Raw genomic sequence first — 17,241 nt, 5'->3', positions numbered from 1 at the left:
CTCATCACTCTTCACCATCGCAAGTACACCGACACATTAAAAGCACCATAAAACGATGCAAACAATCGTAAGCCAAAATAAAATATAGAATAAACATAAAAGTGGTAAGATATGGTATACTAAAATAAAAATTGTTTATATCTATTAAGAAACCAGACAAGATATAGGTGGTAAAAGAACACGTTGAAAAATCCAAGTTAATTGTGTTGGGAGGTTGCTATGGCGGAATTAGAAGCAGTAATAGAACAAAAACTTATTGAACAGTTGATTTATGGGGATTCACAATGGATTTACCGGAATGATTTAAAAACAGAGGAAGATCTTTGGAATAATTTTAGATATATTCTGGAGCAGAATAATAAAGAGAGATTGAATGGGGACCATTTGTCTGATTCTGAATTTGAACAGGTGAAGAACCAATTGCAGTTTTCTTCATTCTATAAAGCAGGAGAATGGCTGGTTGGCGAAAACGGAAAGGTTATGGTTCATGTACAGCGAGATACTGAGAGACTCCATTTGGTAGTGATGAATCATGAACATATTGCTGGAGGTAGTAGTGTTTATGAGGTGATTAATCAGTATAGAGCACTGGCGGACGAGGATAGTCAACAGAACAGAAGATTTGATGTCACCCTTATGATTAATGGTTTGCCTTTGATACATATAGAGTTAAAGAACAAGCAACATTCTTACATGGATGGATTTTGGCAGATTAAAAAGTATATTGGTGAAGGTAAATTTACAGGTATTTTTTCGGCTGTGCAAATGTTTGTTATCAGCAACGGCGTGGATACGAAATATTTCTCCGCAGCAAGTGATGCAGATCTGAATCCCAAATTCATTAGTGGATGGCTGGATAGAGAGAATAATCCTGTTTCAGATTATCTTGATTTTGCCAAGAGTGTACTCCGAATCCCGGAAGCACATGAGATGATAGCAAGATATACAGTCTTGGATGAAGATGCCAAGCGACTGATTTTACTCCGCCCCTATCAGATACACGCGATAGAGGCTATTCGTGATGCGTCCAAAACAGGACAGTCCGGTTATGTATGGCATACAACTGGATCGGGAAAAACTTTGACGTCTTATAAAGCAACCAGAAATTTGTTGATGGATATTCCAACGATTGATAAAACTATTTTCTTGATTGATCGAAAAGATTTAGATACACAGACCACAATGGCGTTTCAGGCATATGCGAATAATGACATTATTGATGTGGATGAAACGGACAATGTTTTCGATCTGAAAAGGAAATTAAAATCAGATGATCGTCAGGTAATTGTGACAACGATTCAAAAATTACAGAGACTTATTACGAAAAAATTGGAGGAAGGATCGTCAGAATATAATAAAATAAAAAATCTCAAAATTGCATTTGTTGTAGATGAGTGTCACAGAGCGGTGACGCCTGGAACGAAAAGAGAGATAGAAAGATTTTTTAGAAATTCATTATGGTATGGATTTACCGGGACACCAAGATTCGCAGAAAATGCATATCCTCAAATGGGAGATTTGCCACGTACCACTGAAGAATTATATGGAAAACAGTTACATAAATATACGATTCAGAATGCAATCCATGATAATGCAGTATTGGGATTTCAGGTAGAACATAATGGACCGAAAAATATGACAGATGAGACTGATAGTAGTGTATATGAAAGTGAAGCACATATGCTCAGTGTACTGGATGTGATTTTAAATAAATCATATCACAAATTAGGATTCCAGAACGGAAAAGGAAAAACATATGAAGGACTATTAACAACCAGTTCCATTCAGATGGCACAGAAATATTATGATTTGCTCAAAAGGGTAAAAAATGGAGAAACAGAATTACAGATAGATGAAAGAATAAAGCAGGTTTTGCCGGATTTTCCTAAATTTGCAATAACGTATTCCGTTACGGAAAATGAAGAAGGTTCTCATGTGAACCAGCAGAAGATGCAGGAATCATTAGATGATTATAATGAGATGTTTGGTACAAAATATGAACTTGCTCAAATACAGAGCTATAATGGAAATTTGAATAAGCGTTTGGCAAGAAAGGATCCAAAGTTTCAGAGCAGAAATGAACAATTGGATCTGGTAATTGTTGTAGACAGATTATTAACAGGTTTTGATGCACCTTGTATGTCTACTATATTTATTGATAGGCAGCCTATGGGCCCACATGATTTGATTCAGGCTTTTTCCAGAACCAATCGTATCTATGATAAAAATAAGACGTATGGTCAAATTGTTACATTTCAGGCACCAAAGCTGTTTAAGGAAAGTGTAGATAATGCAGTAAAACTCTATTCTGCAGGCAGTACGGAATCGGCATTAGTGGCAGAGTGGGATGAAATAGAACCGGCATTTCGTAAAGCATTGAAGGCACTTAGAGTTTCGGCAGAGACTCCGGAAGAGATTCCCGGAATGTCGAGGAAAGAAAAGATTGTATTTATAAAGATGTTCCAGAATTTTGACAAGCTGTTTGCACAGTTGAAATCCTTTACACAGTATGATGACAGCATGTTAGAAGAATATGGTATAACACAAGACGAATATGAAGATTATGTGGCACATTATTTGAACGTGAAAGAAGAGGTACAGCCGAAGCCTGATGATCCTCAAGGCGGTGACGAAGAACCTACGATTAATATGGATTATGAGCTTATGGCATACAGTCATACCAAGATTGACTATGAGTACATTATTAATTTGATTCAGAACATTGTAACACCCAGTGACGATGAAGAAGTTGCGCCTGAACAGCGTCAGAAACAAATTGAGGAAGTGAAGCAATATATAGGGGATTTGAGCAAAGAGAATCCTAAGGTAGCAGCACTTATGTCTGACTTGGTATATGATATTGAACTGGATGAAGACAGATATAAGGGAAAGTCTATTCGTAATGTCATAGAGAATATGAAGCACAACTGTATAGAAAAAGTAGTATCTGAATTTTGTATTACATGGTGTGCTTCAAAAGATGATGTTATGTATGCGGCAGCGCATTATCGCAATGGAGAAATTCCAAATGAGAATGCTATTAAGATAACGGCAGATTTCCCTAGTTATAAGGCTACGCAGGAGCAGGCAATTCCCAAGTTTAAATATTATACAATGTTAATCGCAGACTTAAAAAAGACTTTGGACGAGGAGGTAAAACCCTTACTAAACAATTAATATTCTGTACTGTTCATATCAGCGTAAGTAGTACAAGAAATGGAGGCAGCTTATGCTTAATGATATGAACAGTACAGAACTGTTTTGCGAATATTATAAACAATGGATTGAAGTGTACAAAAGAGATGCCATCAGGGAAGCAACTTTGGCAAAATATCAGATGACACATAAGTGGGTGGAGAAGCTTGTTCCGGAGTTGAAAGTATCAGAATTAACAAGAAATGCCTATCAACAGCTTTTAAATGATTATGCAAAAGAGCATGAGAGACAAACAACCCTGGATTTTCACCATCAACTGAAGGGGGCAATTCTTGATGCAGTAGATGAGGGATTAATTGAAAGAGATCCTACCAGAAAAGCAATCATTAAAGGAAAGACACCAAGAGTAAAGAAAATTAAGTATTTGAACCAGTTTGAACTTCATACTTTGATTGCACATCTTGATATAAAGGAGGAACCAAATTGGGATTGGTTTATTCTTCTCGTATCAAAAACGGGTATGCGATTTTCCGAAGCACTGGCAATTACACCGGCGGATTTCGATTTTGCGAGGCAGACATTATCTGTAAGTAAGACATGGGATTATAAGGGGGACGGAGGATTCCTGCCCACTAAAAATAAATCATCCGTAAGAAAAATACAGATAGACTGGCAAATAGTAGTGAAATTTTCAGAACTGGTTAAAAATTTACCGGAGGATAAACCTATTTTTGTAGGAGAGGAAAAAATATATAATTCCACAGTAAATGATGTACTTGCCAGACACTGTAAAGAGTGTGGAATCTCGGTAATCTCTATTCATGGTCTTCGTCATACGCATGCGTCGCTACTTTTATTTGCGGGTGTATCCATTGCCAGTGTAGCTAGAAGACTGGGACATGCAAGTATGACAACTACGCAGAAAACATATCTACATATTATTCAGGAATTGGAAAATAAAGATGTAGATCTGGTAATGAGAACATTATCAGGACTGTAAAACAATGTAACCGTTAATACTTACGCTGATTTGTTGAAAAAATATTCGGAGAAAAAATAGAACACAGGGAGGTTCAAACGTGAAAAATAATTTTGAATATAAAAAATGTATCATAGCAGTGATCTTATTACTGGTTGCCATTTTATCGGTAACGGTCATTGGAAAATACGCCTCCGCACCAGAGAATCATCAGAAGACCATTGCCTCTCTGGATGAGAAAAAACAGACTGTCATGGAGCTGACGGCGGCATCCACGGTGACTTCGGCGCTGATCACCCTGCTTCCGGGCGACACAGCAACACCCATCGCGGAGAAAATGGCAGATGTCAGCGGATATCTGCTGGTGGTTCTCTGCGCTATCTATCTGGAAAAATATCTTGTGACGATTACCGGCTATGTGGCATTTACCTACCTGATTCCGATTGCCTGCGGCTTGTGGATATTCAACCTGATCTTTGCAAATGCCACCGTGCGAAAACTGGCAGCAAAACTGGCGGTGTTTGGCTTGGCGATCTCCCTCGTGGTTCCCGCCAGTGTGAAGATCTCCGACCTCATCGGTCATACCTATCAGGCCCAGATCGAAGCAACCATTGAAGATGCCAAGAACACACAGAACATACTGGAAAACAGTAGCGTGGTGGATGACACTAATGCGACGGAAACAACCGGAATCGGCACAACGGGAACTGCGACACAGAATACACAGGAAAAGGACAACAGCACGACCGGCTCTGTTACTAATATCTTTGATTGGGCAAAGGATGCCATTTCCAATGCGCAGGAATCTGTATCTAACGTTGTAGATAATGTGGTTGTTTCCTCGGAAGATCTGGTACAGAAGGTGGACAATTCCCTGAATCACTTTATCGAGGCGGTTGCCGTGATGATCATTACTTCCTGCGTGATCCCGATGTTGGTACTGTTGCTGTTCTTTTGGATGGTAAAGATCGTGCTGGATGTGGATCTGAGTGGCGTGAAGATCAAAGGGATGTTGCCGGAACATAAGGAATAGCGGACTCAATTAAAAGAACTTTTGTACCTTTACATCAAGCTTTATAGATGCTATTATTACAAGCAATCAAGGAACTGTTCGAGGTTGAAAATTTCGTACCCGTCCACACGCCGCTGGCTTGACAGGGGAAACCCGAGAGATGCAGGAGAATGGTACGCCTGCCGAACAGTTCCTATGAATTAAATTGCAACATTTTCATATTATTCTTTTCGGTCTGATTTTTTAGGTTCAATTTTGGCAGAGTCTATTCGTATTTCCAAATAGCATTTTGAATTACTAATACAACAAAGATAAAGTACTATTTACAGTAAAAATATATTTTACAATTGCTTTTGTGTAAAATTGTGTATAATATAAAAGGAGAAAGAATGCACTGATAAAGAAGCAAATATAGAAGGAGGTAAATGATATGCAATACACATATACTGCTGTTATTACCGAAAAAGACGGCACTTTCTATGCGAAGGTTCCGGATGTGGACGGGTGTATTACAACAGCACCGACTTTGACAGAAGCGATTGCACTTATTACAGATGCATTGAATCTTTGTCTTGTTGGTCTGGAGGATGAAGAAATTACTCCGAATGCGCCTACACCCCAGGCAGAGATTCCTCATTTGCCGACAGATATCCTTACGATCATCCAGGCAGATACGATTAAATATCGCAGCATGACTGACACCAAAGCGGTTCGAAAAAATGTCTCGCTTCCGGCATGGATGTCCAAACTTGCTGATAAACGTGGAATCAACTGTTCAAAAGTATTGCAGGAAGCACTTACTACCAAACTTTTATAAAATCAGTATTTTTACAAAGGAGGCCCCTCTATGTCTCAACCCATCCAATCCGAAGCCCATCTCACGACCTTTGAAGCCATCAGCATGATCGTCGGCAACAGCATCGGCACCGGCATCATCGCCGTTCCGTATCTTGCCACGAAGAACAGCATGCTGGATGTCATGTGGATGGTATTGATCGCCTATTGCGTGAACGTGATCCTGCACCTGATCATTGCCGAGCTGTCTTACAATAACGGTGGTGTCCAGCTGGTGAAGAGCTTTGAAGGAGAGTTGTTTCATGGGAAAATGAAGCAGATCTTCAGCTGGAGTGTATTTATTGTCTATGGGCTGGCAATTATGATTGGTGTCAGCGGCAATATCAACGGCGGAGCACAGATTTTTGTGAACTGGTTCGGAATGCCTTTCGTGGCGGCGCAGGTTTTGTACTATGTGATCGCCGGAGTTGTGGTGTTTATCGGCATGAAAGCAGTAGGCATCGCACAGAAGTACGCAGTCATTGTCCTCATGGGAATTGTGGCAGTGATGACGGTAGGCACATTTATGCATCCACTGAATTCTTTGCAACGGGCAGAGTTCCACTGGAACAATCTGCTGGCACTGTACAGTATGGTGGTATTCGCCACTTCCGCTAATCAGGCAGTGATCCAGGTGGTGAAAGGTCTGGATGGCAACGCGAAACAGATCCGCCGCTCCATCTTCATCGGTTTTGGGCTTTCCTCAGTGTTTGTTCTGATCGTGACGGGCACGGTTCTCCTGGGAACCAAGGGAACGCTGGAAAAAGAACTGGCATACATGCAGTTGGGAGAGAGCATCGGTACCTGGGCGATGATCCTGGCAGGCGTATTTTCCCTGTTTGCTTTACTTACTACGTTCTGGAGCAATACTCTCGCCCTCCGCGATGTGGTTCATGAGCAGATCGGCAGCGGCAACCGCATCAGCTGGCTGATCGCTACGGTTCCCTGCATTCTGTTTGCCGTGTTTGGAGTGAACAGCTTTATCGTTCTGACCCGGATCATGAGTGGCGTTGTGGTACTGGTGAGCATCATGCTGGTGCTGACCTATGGAAAGTCCAGGAAAAAAGCCGGCAGCAGTCCTATCTGCGGTGTGATCGGCGCGGTACCGTTTCAGGTGCTGATGGTGCTGTCTACGCTGCTGTCTGCAATCGGCGCATTGATTCCGTTGAGCTGATTTCAAAAAAACTCAAATACAATAGTGAAACAGATTGAGTGACAGAAAAGAGATTCCTATGTATACTTCTCAAAATTTTCAAATTCGGGACGAAGAGACTTTTTCCCTTTGCATCCCGACAGACAGAGATTATAAAATATTACAACTGACAGACCTGCACCTTGGTTTCGGCATGTTTTCCGGGAAAAAGGACAGACTGGCGCTGGCAGCGGTGACGGAGCTGATCCGCCGGACGGGACCGGATCTGATCGTCCTGACCGGGGATTCCGTGTTCCCGTTTTTCCCCAAAAGCGGGACGATGAATAATAGAAAACAGGCACAAAGGCTGTTAGCGTTTCTGGATGGTTTTCAGATCCCCTATACGTTTGTCTTCGGTAATCATGACTGTGAGATGGGTTCCGCCTGTAATAAGGAGCAGCTGGCGGAGATTTTTGCAATGGGAAAATACGCTGTTTTTACCAAAGGAAGATATGAGCACAGTCCTCAAAATCCCATTGCAGGCGTCGGGAATTTTGTATTGGATCTGATCGATGGAGAAGGCAGGATTCTCCTGCCACTCATCCAACTGGACTCTAACATGTACGGCGACGGCTGGTTTTTCAGTGGTTTCGACTGCATTCATGAGGACCAAACGGACTGGTGCATGCAGAAGTTGAACGAGAGAAAAGTACCGGCTATGGCATTTTTCCACATGCCGCCCGCGGAGTTCAAGGAAGCCTACGAGAAGATGAAATTAGGTGATCACAGTGTGATCTATGAACATGGCAGTATCGGAGAAAAGGATGAGTATTTCGGAATATCGAACCGAACACCCCATTTTTTCGAAAAAGCGGTGGATAACGGCTGGCTGAAATGGATCTTCTGTGGACACGATCATCTGAATACGTTGTCACTGACCTATAAAGGTATCCGCATGACTTACGGAATGTCCATTGATTATCTGGGATATTCCGGCATCACGAAGCAATATATCCAACGGGGAGCCACGCTGATCACGCGTAAGACAGATGGTAATATAGACATCACTATGGTACCGTTGACAACAGTAGTTTCGACACGAGTAAGGGGAGCCTGATGAAAGGCTCCCCCGATTTGTACGAAAATGATTAGTAATTGATACCGCTGATGCCGAGTACTCCGTTCTGAACATTGAAGGTGATGTTAGGACCGTCACCGGTGCTGTAGAGGGTGAAGCCTGCCATGCTGGGGCTTAATTCGGACAGATCAGCATTAGCCATAGAATCTTTCAGCTCAGGGGTGAAGATTTTGTCTGCACCTAAGGCAATCAGGTCTTCCTTGGTTTCGATCACACTGCCATCGCCCAGAGCAACATAGACCGGATAATTGACCAGATCAGCGAGAGCATCCAGGTCTTCAGCGGCTACGGCATCCTGGATTTTTTTAGCGAAAGCGGTAGCATCCTCTGTGGGAACTGCAAAGTTGTCTTCATAGGCGCCTTCCGCCGTAGAGGTGCTTTCGGTGGATGCGGTCTCAGAAGTGGCTTCTGTATTGCTTTCTGTAACCTGGCTTTCGGAAGCTACGGTGCTTTCTGCAGATGCAGCAGCTCCATTTCCCTGACTGCCGCAGGCAGCAAAAGATAATACCATTACAGTAGTTAAAAGTGCACAGATAAATTTGTTTTTCATAATAAAACTCCTTTCGTAATAAAACCATTTCATACAGGTTTCTGATGATTAGACTGTACAGTCTTCAGAAAAGTTGCATAAGAAATAAATTTTTTTCAAAAAAGTTTTCAAAAAAATATCAAAAACATCCACCCAAAAGAAAAACCTTCTGCTAAAATGTAAAAATAAGACAGATGAAAACAACAGAACAGGAAACGACCATGGAACCATATTACTATCAGAAAATGAACAAACCCCAGCAGGCCGCCTATCACGCCATGCAGCAGGGAGTTTTGGCGCTGGCAGATGAGATTCAGCTGCCTCGGATCCCGGCAGAGGAACTGTATGACGTATTTTTCCGGCTGCGGCTGGATCACCCGGAGATTTTCTGGGTGGTGAGCTATCGGTATAGATATTATCAGGACTCCCCCAACATCATCTTCGTGCCGGAGTATCTGTTTGAGAAAAATAAGATCAGAGAACATCAGAAAGCCATGCAGTCCCGGGTGGAAAAGCTGGCAAGACCTGCCGCAAAGTTCACAGAGTGGGAAAAAGAGAAGTACATTCACGACTTTATCTGCGAAAATATCACCTACGATAAGTTGAAAAAGCCCTATTCCCATGAGATTATCGGACCGCTGGGACAGGGCGTGGGTGTCTGCGAGGGCATTGCCAAATCGGTGAAGGTGCTTTGTGATGCGCTGGGTGTGTGGTGTGTAATCGCTATCTGCGGCAACAATCCGGAGAAAGGGATCAAGTACCGTCACACTTGGAATATTGTGCGGATCGGCGGGCAGTATTACCATCTGGATGCCACATTTGACAATACATTGGGAAAACATCAGGGCAATGCGGAAGCACCCGGAGAGATCCGCTACGACTATTTCAATCTGGGAGATAAAGCAGTGTTCCGGGATCATGAACCGTTGATCGCCCCGGCACCCGGCTGTCCGGACAACGATCATTTTTATTACAAGGAGAAAAAACTTTCCTTTACGAAAACGGAAGAAGTATATAAAAGAGCACAGCAGATGGCGAAAAAAGGCCGGGCCATGACGTTCCAGTGGCGGGGAGGCTATCTGACCAGAGAAGTCCTGCAGGAATTGTTGGAACTGATCCGCAAGGCAGGCGAGGAGCGGCAGAAGACCGCCCGGATCAGCTTCAACTGGCCACAGGCGGTCATTCATTTCAGCTATGTGGAAAATGCAGGCATCCCGGAGCCGGAGGTCGTCATGGAAGACGCCAACGAAGGAGAACAGTTCGACACCGGGGAATAAAGGTATGGGATGATGTCAGGATCAAGAATTCTCCGACTGCAATGCGCACTCCCGGAATAACGCATTGACGGCCAGCTTATAGTCACTGACATCCGTGGCTTTGCGGATCTTTTTTACGTATTTGTCCGGAGATTCGAAGCTGTGGCTTAAGAAAGTCCAGAAATCCTTCATCTTATAGAGCGTATTGGTATCGCCGGACATGATCTCCTGATAACCGGTCAGGAGGGAAGTGTGGAATTCCTTCAGGACAGCCAGTCGCTCTTCACAAGACGGGAGCGCAACACTCTCCGTGGAGGCAGCCTTCAATTCCTGCAATAATCCCGGATTCTGCAAAATTCCCCGGCCGATCATGACCGTATCGATACTGGGAAGCTGCGTAAGAATCTGCGTTAGCGACTCCGGAGAGGTAATATCCCCGTTATAGCACAGAGGACATTGCAGGGCTTCCACCGCCTCTGCGAAAGCCTCCAGATGGGGTGTCCCCTTGTAACCTTCCTTTTGCAGTCTGGGGTGAATGATCAGTTCCTTCATGGGAAATTTTTGATATATTTTCAGTAACGGAGCCCACTCATCAGGATATTCCATGCCGATGCGGGTTTTAATGGAGATATCCAGTGGACATTTTTCAAAAATTTCATCCAGAAAAGTCTCCAGTTTCCGGGGCGTACCTAAGAATCCGGCACCGCGGTTTCTTGCTACCACTGTTCCGGAAGGGCAGCCCAGATTCAGGTTGACCTCATGGTAGCCATATCCGGCCAGTTGCTCTGCCAGCGACAGAAATTCCTCCGCCTTATTGGTCAGGATCTGCGGTACGGTGTACATGCCCACATTATGTTCCGGAAGCACATCGTTGCGTTCTCTGCTGTTCATGTGCCGATTGGAGATAAAAGGGGTAAAATATTTGTCCATTCCGCCGTAACAGCGGTTCCAGTTAGTGCGGAAATTATAAGTGGTCAGTCCCTCCATGGGGGCAAGATAATATTTCATAAAAAATGTATGCCTTTCCGTAACCTGCAAGCGTTCCACTGCATTTCCGGCGTATGCTTTCGCAGATTGTACTTTGTATCGGGTGTTTTGCCAAATCCCTTATTCAGAGATATTCTCAATAACGGGATTGCCCTTTACATGATTATAAACAATTACTATTATAATAGAGATAGTAAAAATTGCAAAGAAAACCGCAAAGATCCAAAAAGAAAGAGGCTGGAAGAAGGAATAAAGATCATGACTGAAAAAACAGAAAATAATACCATAAACCTAACCACCAACGAACGCACCCAGCAGGAGATCACCATCTCCGGCAACCCCGGGAAACCGGTCGGGGAGGATGGGGAGAAGATGCTGCGCCGCATGAACGAAAGCCACTACGCAGTGACCGGCTGGGCGCTGGAACACTGGAAGATCCGGGAGAATGACCGGATTCTGGACATCGGCTGCGGTGGAGGAGCAACTCTGAAACGCATGAGTGAAGAGGTGCGTGACGGACATCTGACCGGAGTGGATTATTCCGCCACTTCACTGGAGCTTTCCGGGAAAACCAATGCAGAAGCACTGCAGCAGGGAAAAATGGATCTCGTGGAAGCCTCAGTGGAAAAACTGCCCTTTGCGGACAATGCTTTTGACAAGATCATTACGGTGGAAAGCTTTTATTTCTGGCCGGATCCCGCGGAGAATCTGAAAGAAGTCTACCGGGTAATGAAGGAGCAGGGAACCTTTTTACTGGTGGCCGACATTTACCAGAAGGAGGATCTGCCGGAACAGGTGCGGGAAAACATTCAAAGATTCCATCTGTTTAATCCCACACCGGAAGAATTCCGGAAACTGCTGGAAAATGCAGGATTTGAAGAGGTACGGATTCACTTAAAAGACGGCGAGGACTGGATCTGCGCGGAAGGGCACAAATAAGCAGTAGAACCCTTCGGAAAAACGCAAAAACCGGGTGGAAGTCCGAAACGGAACACGCTAGAATCAGAAACATAGAAAATGTGAAAGTATCCATGAAAATATTCAAAGGAGAAAACAATAACCATGTATAATCAGAATTATAAAGTAGAAATTCCCCAGTTCCCGGACCGGGAGGTGTCCATAGCAGAATACGGCGCGAAGAGCGGCGATTTGCAGATCGAGACCGGCAGACACAATGCGGAGGCCATTAACCGCGCGATCTGCGAAGTGTCGGAGCAGGGCGGCGGTATGGTAAGAGTTCCCGCAGGTATCTGGGCAGTGGCTCCGATCCGGCTGTTAAGTGGTGTCAATCTGCACCTGGACAGTCAGGCTATGTTAAAATTCATCAAATCAAAAGAGGATTATCCCCTGCGCATTACCAGTTACGAAGGGCAGGACTGCATCCGTACCGTGTCTCCCATCACAGCGGAAAATGCGGAAAATATCGCAATCACCGGAGAAGGTATCATTGATGGAAGCGGTGATAAATGGCGACCGATCAAGAAATTCAAGATGACGGAAAAACAGTGGGATGCGCTGTTTCAGATCAGTCCTTATGTGATCGAGACGAAGGAGACTGCGATCTGGATGCCTACTGAGTCCATTCTGGAAGGTAATCGCCACAACATTCAGGGAACCAACGAAGAGGCATTGGCTGCTGCGGCACTTTATTATGATTTTTACCGTCCGGTGATGGTCAGTCTGCGTTATTGTAAAAAGGTATTGTTACAGGGCGCAACGTTTATGAACTCTCCGGCATGGAATATTCATCCCTATTTTTGCGAGGACCTTACCGTGGACAGTGTGAAGATCCGTAATCCGTACTATGCACAGAATGGTGACGGCATCGATGTGGAATCCTGCACCAATGTGCACATTCATCACAGCACCTTCGAGACCGGTGACGATGCTATCTGCATGAAATCCGGCAAAAATGCCATTGCCCGCAGGATCGAAGGTCCCTGCAGCAATGTCTACATTCATGATTGCCTGGTGAATGAAGGACACGGCGGTTTTGTCATCGGCAGCGAGATGTCCCGTGGGGTAAAAGATATTCTGGTGGAGAACTGTACTTTTGTGGGAACCGATGTGGGTGTCCGCATGAAGAGTGCGCTGGGACGCGGCGGCGTGGTGGAAAACATCACACTCCGCAATATTCATATGAGCGAGATTAAGGGTGAGGCTGTGATCCTTACGATGTCGTATGTTCTGAATTCTCTGAACCGTAACGAGACCATTGCCATGGAAAATGAGGAGGATATTCCGTATTTCAGAGATCTGTCTATGGAAAATATCGAAGTCACCGGCTGCCGCCAGTTTACGAAGCTTGAGCCCCTGCAGGGCAGACCGGAGACGATCCGGAATGTTGTGGTGAATGGACAGAAGCTGGCGTAAAGTTCCAAACAGGAAACAGATTTCCGTTACTCGCGGAAAAATTTTTGCAGCATAATAGCAGGAGGTAATGATTATGCCATGTACAACCATATTAGTAGGAAAAAAAGCATCTTATGACGGATCTACCATGATCGCCCGGAACGATGATTCCCCCTCCGGACAGTTTACCCCGAAGAAATTCGTGGTGGTACATCCGGAAGAACAGCCGAAAAAATATAGATCCGTGCTTTCTCATGTGGAGATTGATCTGCCCGAGGAGGCTTTGCGTTATACCGCAGTGCCCAACGCGCTGGAGGGAGAAGGCATCTGGGCGGCGCACGGTATCAATGCGGCAGGTGTGGGCATGACTGCCACGGAGACCATCACTTCCAACGCCAGAGTCCTGGGAGCAGATCCGTTGGTGGAATATGTTCCGGCGAAGGACGGTGCAGAAGAGATTCCCGGAGGTATCGGTGAGGAGGACATTGTATCTGTGGTGCTCCCTTATATTCACAGTGCCAGAGAAGGTGTCACGAGGCTGGGAAGCTTGTTGGAAAAATACGGTACTTACGAGATGAACGGGATTGCTTTTTCTGATAAAAACGAGATCTGGTGGCTGGAGACGATCGGCGGTCATCACTGGATTGCCCGCAGAGTGCCGGATGATGTTTATGTGGTGATGCCGAACCAGTTCGGGATCGATGCGTTTGATCTGGAGGATGCCCTGAGCACACAGGAGAATCATATGTGCTCTGCGGATCTGAGAGAGTTTATCGAAAAACATCATCTGGATCTGTCGCAGGACGGCAGCTTTTCTGCCAGATATGCCTTTGGCAGCCATGACGATTCCGACCATGTATACAATACCGCAAGAGCCTGGTACATGCTGCGGACTCTGAATCCTCGGACACTCGTCTGGGATGGTCCGGATGCGGACTACAATCCTTTTTCGGATGATCTGCCCTGGTGCATGGTGCCTGAGAAGAAGATCACGGTGGAGGATGTAAAATACGTGCTGTCTTCCCATTATCAGGGAACCCCCTATGATCCGTATGCTTCGTATGGGGATAAATCCATGTGTGGAGCATATCGTTCCATTGGCATCAACCGTAATGATGTCATGACTCTGATCCAGATGCGCCCGGACGCAGAACCGGTGCAGTGGCTGGCGTTTGCATCTAATGCGTTTAATGTGCTGGCTCCGTTCTACACTGACATTGATACGACACCCGGCTACCTGTCCGGAACCACCGGAAAAGTCTCCACCGAGAACTTCTACTGGATGAGTCGTATGGTCGCAGCCATGGCAGATGCTTCTTATAGCAAATCCGTGTTCCATATCGAACGTTATCAGGAAAAGGTGGCAGCGAAAAGTCACGAGATCCTGAACCGTTACGATACATTGCTGGAGCAGGAGACTGATGAGGAAAAACGTAAAAAATTACAGGAAGAGGCCAACGAAAAGATTGCGGGGATGCTTCAGTGTGAGGCAGCCGATACTCTGGATAAAGTCCTGTACGAACTCAGTGGGCAGATGAAAAACGCCTATGCCAGATCGGATGCGTAAACAGTTATATAAGTTAAAATCGTATGATTTGAAATTGAAATAAAGAAAATAAAGAAAAACAAAAAATGAAGTCCATAGGAAAAAACAGCAGATTCTCCCAAAAGAGTCTGCTGTTTTCATGTATATGTTTTCGTGTTTATGAAAATATCGTATTGACAAATTAAAATTGTTTTCATATAATTACCGATAATAATTACCAAAGGTAACTATAAAGACATAATATGGGATAGAAAAAGATATCAGAGAGGAAAAAAATGACGGTTCAGACGATAAAACGAATGTTGGATGCCTGCTATCAGGCAAAACGGATCCGGGAGATGCTTCCTGCGCTGCCCTCTGGCGTGACACCTTCCTATATTCATTTCCTGGATGTGATCCAGATAAAGGAGAGACAGGGTGTTGCTGTGAAGATTTCCGATATCAGTGACTATCTGAATATCCCCCGTCCCGGCGTGACACGGACAGTAAAAGAAATGGAAGAAAAGGGTTATCTGCGGAAAACCAATGCGGCGGAAGACGGCAGGATCACCTATATTTCTCTGACAGAAGAGGGACGGAAGCTGTCGGAACAATATAATGAGAATTATTTTGCCGGTCTGGCACCGTATCTGGAGAGCATTTCCGAAGCAGATGCGAAAACTATGATACAGACCATAGAGACCTTTTATCAGGTAATGTGCGAGAGGAGAGAGAACTTTGAGAAATAAAGAAAATGACATGATGGATTTTACACAGGGAAGCATTTTGAAAAAGTTGCTCCGTTTCATGGTTCCCATTTTGGGAGCCTTAATCTTACAGGCAGCTTACGGTGCGGTAGACCTGCTGGTAGTGGGACGGTTCGGCTCCACTTCGGGATTGTCCGGAGTCTCTACCGGCAGCCAGGTGCTGAATCTGGTAACTTTCGTAGTGACTCAGCTGGCAATGGGGATTACTGTGCTGATCGCCCGGTATCTGGGAGAGAAGAAGGAGGAGCAGATCGGCAGTATCATCGGCGGAGGAAGTGTTGTATTTGCAGTGATCTCACTGGTGCTGTTTGTGGTCATGGTTGTTTTTGCCCGGCCTATTGCGGTTCTCATGCAGGCACCGGAAGAGGCGGTAGAGTTGACCGCAGCTTACATCCGGATCTGCGGTGCGGGAATCTTTTTTATCGTGGCATATAACGTATTGTCCGCGATCTTTCGAGGACTTGGCGATAGCAATTCACCGCTGTTGTTTGTCTTCGTGGCATGCATTGTCAATATCGTGGGTGATCTGGTACTGGTGGCAGGACTGGGCATGGATGCCATGGGAGCGGCACTGGCTACTGTTTTTGCCCAGGCATTGAGCGTAGTGTTTGCAATTGTACGCCTTGTGAAAAAGGGACTGCCCTTTACCATTACCAGATACGATTTTCGTTGGAATCCCCAGTGCGGTAAATTCCTGCAGATTGGTCTGCCGTTAGCTTTGCAGGAGTGCCTGACGCAAGGCTCTTTCCTGGCACTGTGCGCCTTTGTCAACCGCCTGGGACTGGAAGCTTCCTCCGGCTACGGCGTGGCGTGCAAGATCGTTAACTTTGCCATGCTGATCCCCAGTGCACTGATGCAGTCCACTTCTTCTTTCGTGTCACAGAATGTAGGTGCCGGAGAACAGAAACGGGCGAAGAAGACCATGTTCACCGGTATCGGCATCGGACTTTTGGTGGGATGCTTCGCCTTTGTACTGGTGTTCTTCCGGGGGAACCTGCTGGCAGGCATCTTCTCCGCGGATGCGGCAGTGGTGCAGAGAGGCTATGAGTACCTGAAAGGTTTCGCACCGGAGACGCTATTGACTGCTGTGCTGTTCAGCATGATGGGATATTTTAATGGTAATGGCAAGACCGTGTGGGTCATGCTCCAGGGACTGATCCAGACCCTTCTCGTCCGCCTTCCCTTCGCTTACTACATGAGTATCCAGCCGGACGCAAGCCTCACCAATATCGGCCTCGCAGCCCCCATCTCTACGGCAGTGGGCATTGTTTTGAATGTGGCATTTTTCCTCTATCTGGAACATGCTGCCAAGCGTAGTTAATGGAAAGTTACGCGGGGAATTCTGTTTGTATTAAAAACGCTATTATTTTCTAAAAAAATACAAAAACATGAGATTTTGCCATGTAAAAAGCTGTTATTTTCGCTGAGCGTGCAAAATGAAGAAATTCCGTACAAAAATTCCTGATTTAGAAACTTTTTTTGTACGGAATTCATTGTTTTTAAGGTTTTTACACCAAACTAACTTGAGAGTTAATTAAGAAATGCTATCGAATCCCCGTAGCCCGCATTGGGGC

The 17,241-nt window shown here is 45.0% G+C and carries 14 protein-coding genes; 12 read left to right on the top strand and 2 right to left on the bottom strand.

Features of this window, described 5'->3' with window-relative positions:
- Positions 1-219 precede the first annotated feature (219 nt).
- The 6 genes from ACTRDR_RS13895 to ACTRDR_RS13870 all read left to right on the top strand — a co-directional run bounded on the left by ACTRDR_RS13895 (position 220) and on the right by ACTRDR_RS13870 (position 8,230).
- Positions 220-3,177 carry a type I restriction endonuclease subunit R gene (locus tag ACTRDR_RS13895; RefSeq protein WP_440528180.1) on the top strand — a complete coding sequence of 986 codons (2,958 nt, stop codon included), beginning with the start codon at positions 220-222 and terminating at the stop codon, positions 3,175-3,177.
- Between the two features lie 52 nt (positions 3,178-3,229).
- Positions 3,230-4,156 (top strand): tyrosine-type recombinase/integrase, encoded by a 927-nt coding sequence (locus ACTRDR_RS13890; RefSeq protein WP_440528179.1) that lies wholly within the window; start codon positions 3,230-3,232, stop codon positions 4,154-4,156.
- Positions 4,157-4,235: 79 nt separating this feature from the next.
- Complete coding sequence (locus ACTRDR_RS13885; protein ID WP_440528177.1) at positions 4,236-5,168, top strand: hypothetical protein; 933 nt, start codon at positions 4,236-4,238, stop codon at positions 5,166-5,168.
- Between the two features lie 409 nt (positions 5,169-5,577).
- Positions 5,578-5,964 carry a type II toxin-antitoxin system HicB family antitoxin gene (locus ACTRDR_RS13880; RefSeq protein WP_440528175.1) on the top strand — a complete coding sequence of 129 codons (387 nt, stop codon included), beginning with the start codon at positions 5,578-5,580 and terminating at the stop codon, positions 5,962-5,964.
- A 30-nt stretch (positions 5,965-5,994) separates the two neighbouring features.
- On the top strand, positions 5,995-7,155 hold the full coding sequence (locus tag ACTRDR_RS13875; RefSeq protein WP_440528174.1) for an aromatic amino acid transport family protein: 1,161 nt from the start codon (positions 5,995-5,997) through the stop codon (positions 7,153-7,155).
- Positions 7,156-7,213: 58 nt separating this feature from the next.
- Positions 7,214-8,230, top strand: a complete 1,017-nt coding sequence (locus ACTRDR_RS13870) for a metallophosphoesterase (RefSeq protein ID WP_440528172.1) — start codon at positions 7,214-7,216, stop codon at positions 8,228-8,230.
- 31 nt (positions 8,231-8,261) lie between these two features.
- Here ACTRDR_RS13870 and ACTRDR_RS13865 read toward each other — a convergent pair whose 3' ends face one another.
- Entirely contained in the window at positions 8,262-8,801 is a 540-nt protein-coding gene (locus tag ACTRDR_RS13865; RefSeq protein WP_440528171.1) for a hypothetical protein, read from the bottom strand.
- A 200-nt stretch (positions 8,802-9,001) separates the two neighbouring features.
- On the opposite strand from ACTRDR_RS13865, the gene ACTRDR_RS13860 reads away from it, so the two are divergent.
- Entirely contained in the window at positions 9,002-10,057 is a 1,056-nt protein-coding gene (locus ACTRDR_RS13860; protein WP_117466532.1) for a transglutaminase domain-containing protein, read from the top strand.
- A gap of 21 nt (positions 10,058-10,078) precedes the next feature.
- On the opposite strand, the gene ACTRDR_RS13855 is transcribed toward ACTRDR_RS13860, so the two are convergent.
- A complete protein-coding gene (locus tag ACTRDR_RS13855; RefSeq protein WP_440528169.1) occupies positions 10,079-11,044 on the bottom strand; it encodes a tRNA dihydrouridine synthase in 966 nt (321 codons plus the stop codon).
- 237 nt (positions 11,045-11,281) lie between these two features.
- On the opposite strand from ACTRDR_RS13855, the gene ACTRDR_RS13850 reads away from it, so the two are divergent.
- From ACTRDR_RS13850 to ACTRDR_RS13830, 5 genes are all read left to right on the top strand, one after another.
- Positions 11,282-11,962: a methyltransferase domain-containing protein gene (locus ACTRDR_RS13850; protein ID WP_176864237.1), complete on the top strand. Its 681-nt coding sequence runs from the start codon at positions 11,282-11,284 to the stop codon at positions 11,960-11,962.
- Between the two features lie 123 nt (positions 11,963-12,085).
- Positions 12,086-13,396: a glycoside hydrolase family 28 protein gene (locus ACTRDR_RS13845; RefSeq protein WP_440528167.1), complete on the top strand. Its 1,311-nt coding sequence runs from the start codon at positions 12,086-12,088 to the stop codon at positions 13,394-13,396.
- 73 nt (positions 13,397-13,469) lie between these two features.
- The gene (locus tag ACTRDR_RS13840; protein WP_440528165.1) at positions 13,470-14,942 is read left to right on the top strand and encodes a C69 family dipeptidase; all 1,473 of its coding nucleotides are present in this window, start codon (positions 13,470-13,472) and stop codon (positions 14,940-14,942) included.
- A gap of 254 nt (positions 14,943-15,196) precedes the next feature.
- On the top strand, positions 15,197-15,649 hold the full coding sequence (locus tag ACTRDR_RS13835; protein WP_176864226.1) for a MarR family transcriptional regulator: 453 nt from the start codon (positions 15,197-15,199) through the stop codon (positions 15,647-15,649).
- Positions 15,650-15,659: 10 nt separating this feature from the next.
- Positions 15,660-16,988, top strand: coding sequence for an MATE family efflux transporter (locus ACTRDR_RS13830; RefSeq protein ID WP_440528182.1), 1,329 nt, complete (start codon positions 15,660-15,662; stop codon positions 16,986-16,988).
- Positions 16,989-17,241 lie beyond the last annotated feature (253 nt).

Origin of the sequence: Simiaoa sp., from assembly GCF_051972595.1 — a bacterium.
GTDB lineage: Bacteria > Bacillota > Clostridia > Lachnospirales > Lachnospiraceae > Acetatifactor > Acetatifactor hominis.
The sequence above is the reverse complement of the archived record's forward strand: the minus strand, read 5'-3'. Positions and strand labels throughout refer to the sequence as shown.

Coding starts and splice junctions, on each gene's coding strand:
- ACTRDR_RS13890 (WP_440528179.1), top strand. CDS start 3,230: ATGCTTAATGATATGAACAGTACAGAACTGTTTTGCGAATATTATAAA.
- ACTRDR_RS13840 (WP_440528165.1), top strand. CDS start 13,470: ATGCCATGTACAACCATATTAGTAGGAAAAAAAGCATCTTATGACGGA.
- ACTRDR_RS13845 (WP_440528167.1), top strand. CDS start 12,086: ATGTATAATCAGAATTATAAAGTAGAAATTCCCCAGTTCCCGGACCGG.
- ACTRDR_RS13870 (WP_440528172.1), top strand. CDS start 7,214: ATGTATACTTCTCAAAATTTTCAAATTCGGGACGAAGAGACTTTTTCC.
- ACTRDR_RS13855 (WP_440528169.1), bottom strand. CDS start 11,044: ATGAAATATTATCTTGCCCCCATGGAGGGACTGACCACTTATAATTTC.
- ACTRDR_RS13895 (WP_440528180.1), top strand. CDS start 220: ATGGCGGAATTAGAAGCAGTAATAGAACAAAAACTTATTGAACAGTTG.
- ACTRDR_RS13880 (WP_440528175.1), top strand. CDS start 5,578: ATGCAATACACATATACTGCTGTTATTACCGAAAAAGACGGCACTTTC.
- ACTRDR_RS13860 (WP_117466532.1), top strand. CDS start 9,002: ATGGAACCATATTACTATCAGAAAATGAACAAACCCCAGCAGGCCGCC.
- ACTRDR_RS13850 (WP_176864237.1), top strand. CDS start 11,282: ATGACTGAAAAAACAGAAAATAATACCATAAACCTAACCACCAACGAA.
- ACTRDR_RS13830 (WP_440528182.1), top strand. CDS start 15,660: ATGATGGATTTTACACAGGGAAGCATTTTGAAAAAGTTGCTCCGTTTC.
- ACTRDR_RS13875 (WP_440528174.1), top strand. CDS start 5,995: ATGTCTCAACCCATCCAATCCGAAGCCCATCTCACGACCTTTGAAGCC.
- ACTRDR_RS13835 (WP_176864226.1), top strand. CDS start 15,197: ATGACGGTTCAGACGATAAAACGAATGTTGGATGCCTGCTATCAGGCA.
- ACTRDR_RS13865 (WP_440528171.1), bottom strand. CDS start 8,801: ATGAAAAACAAATTTATCTGTGCACTTTTAACTACTGTAATGGTATTA.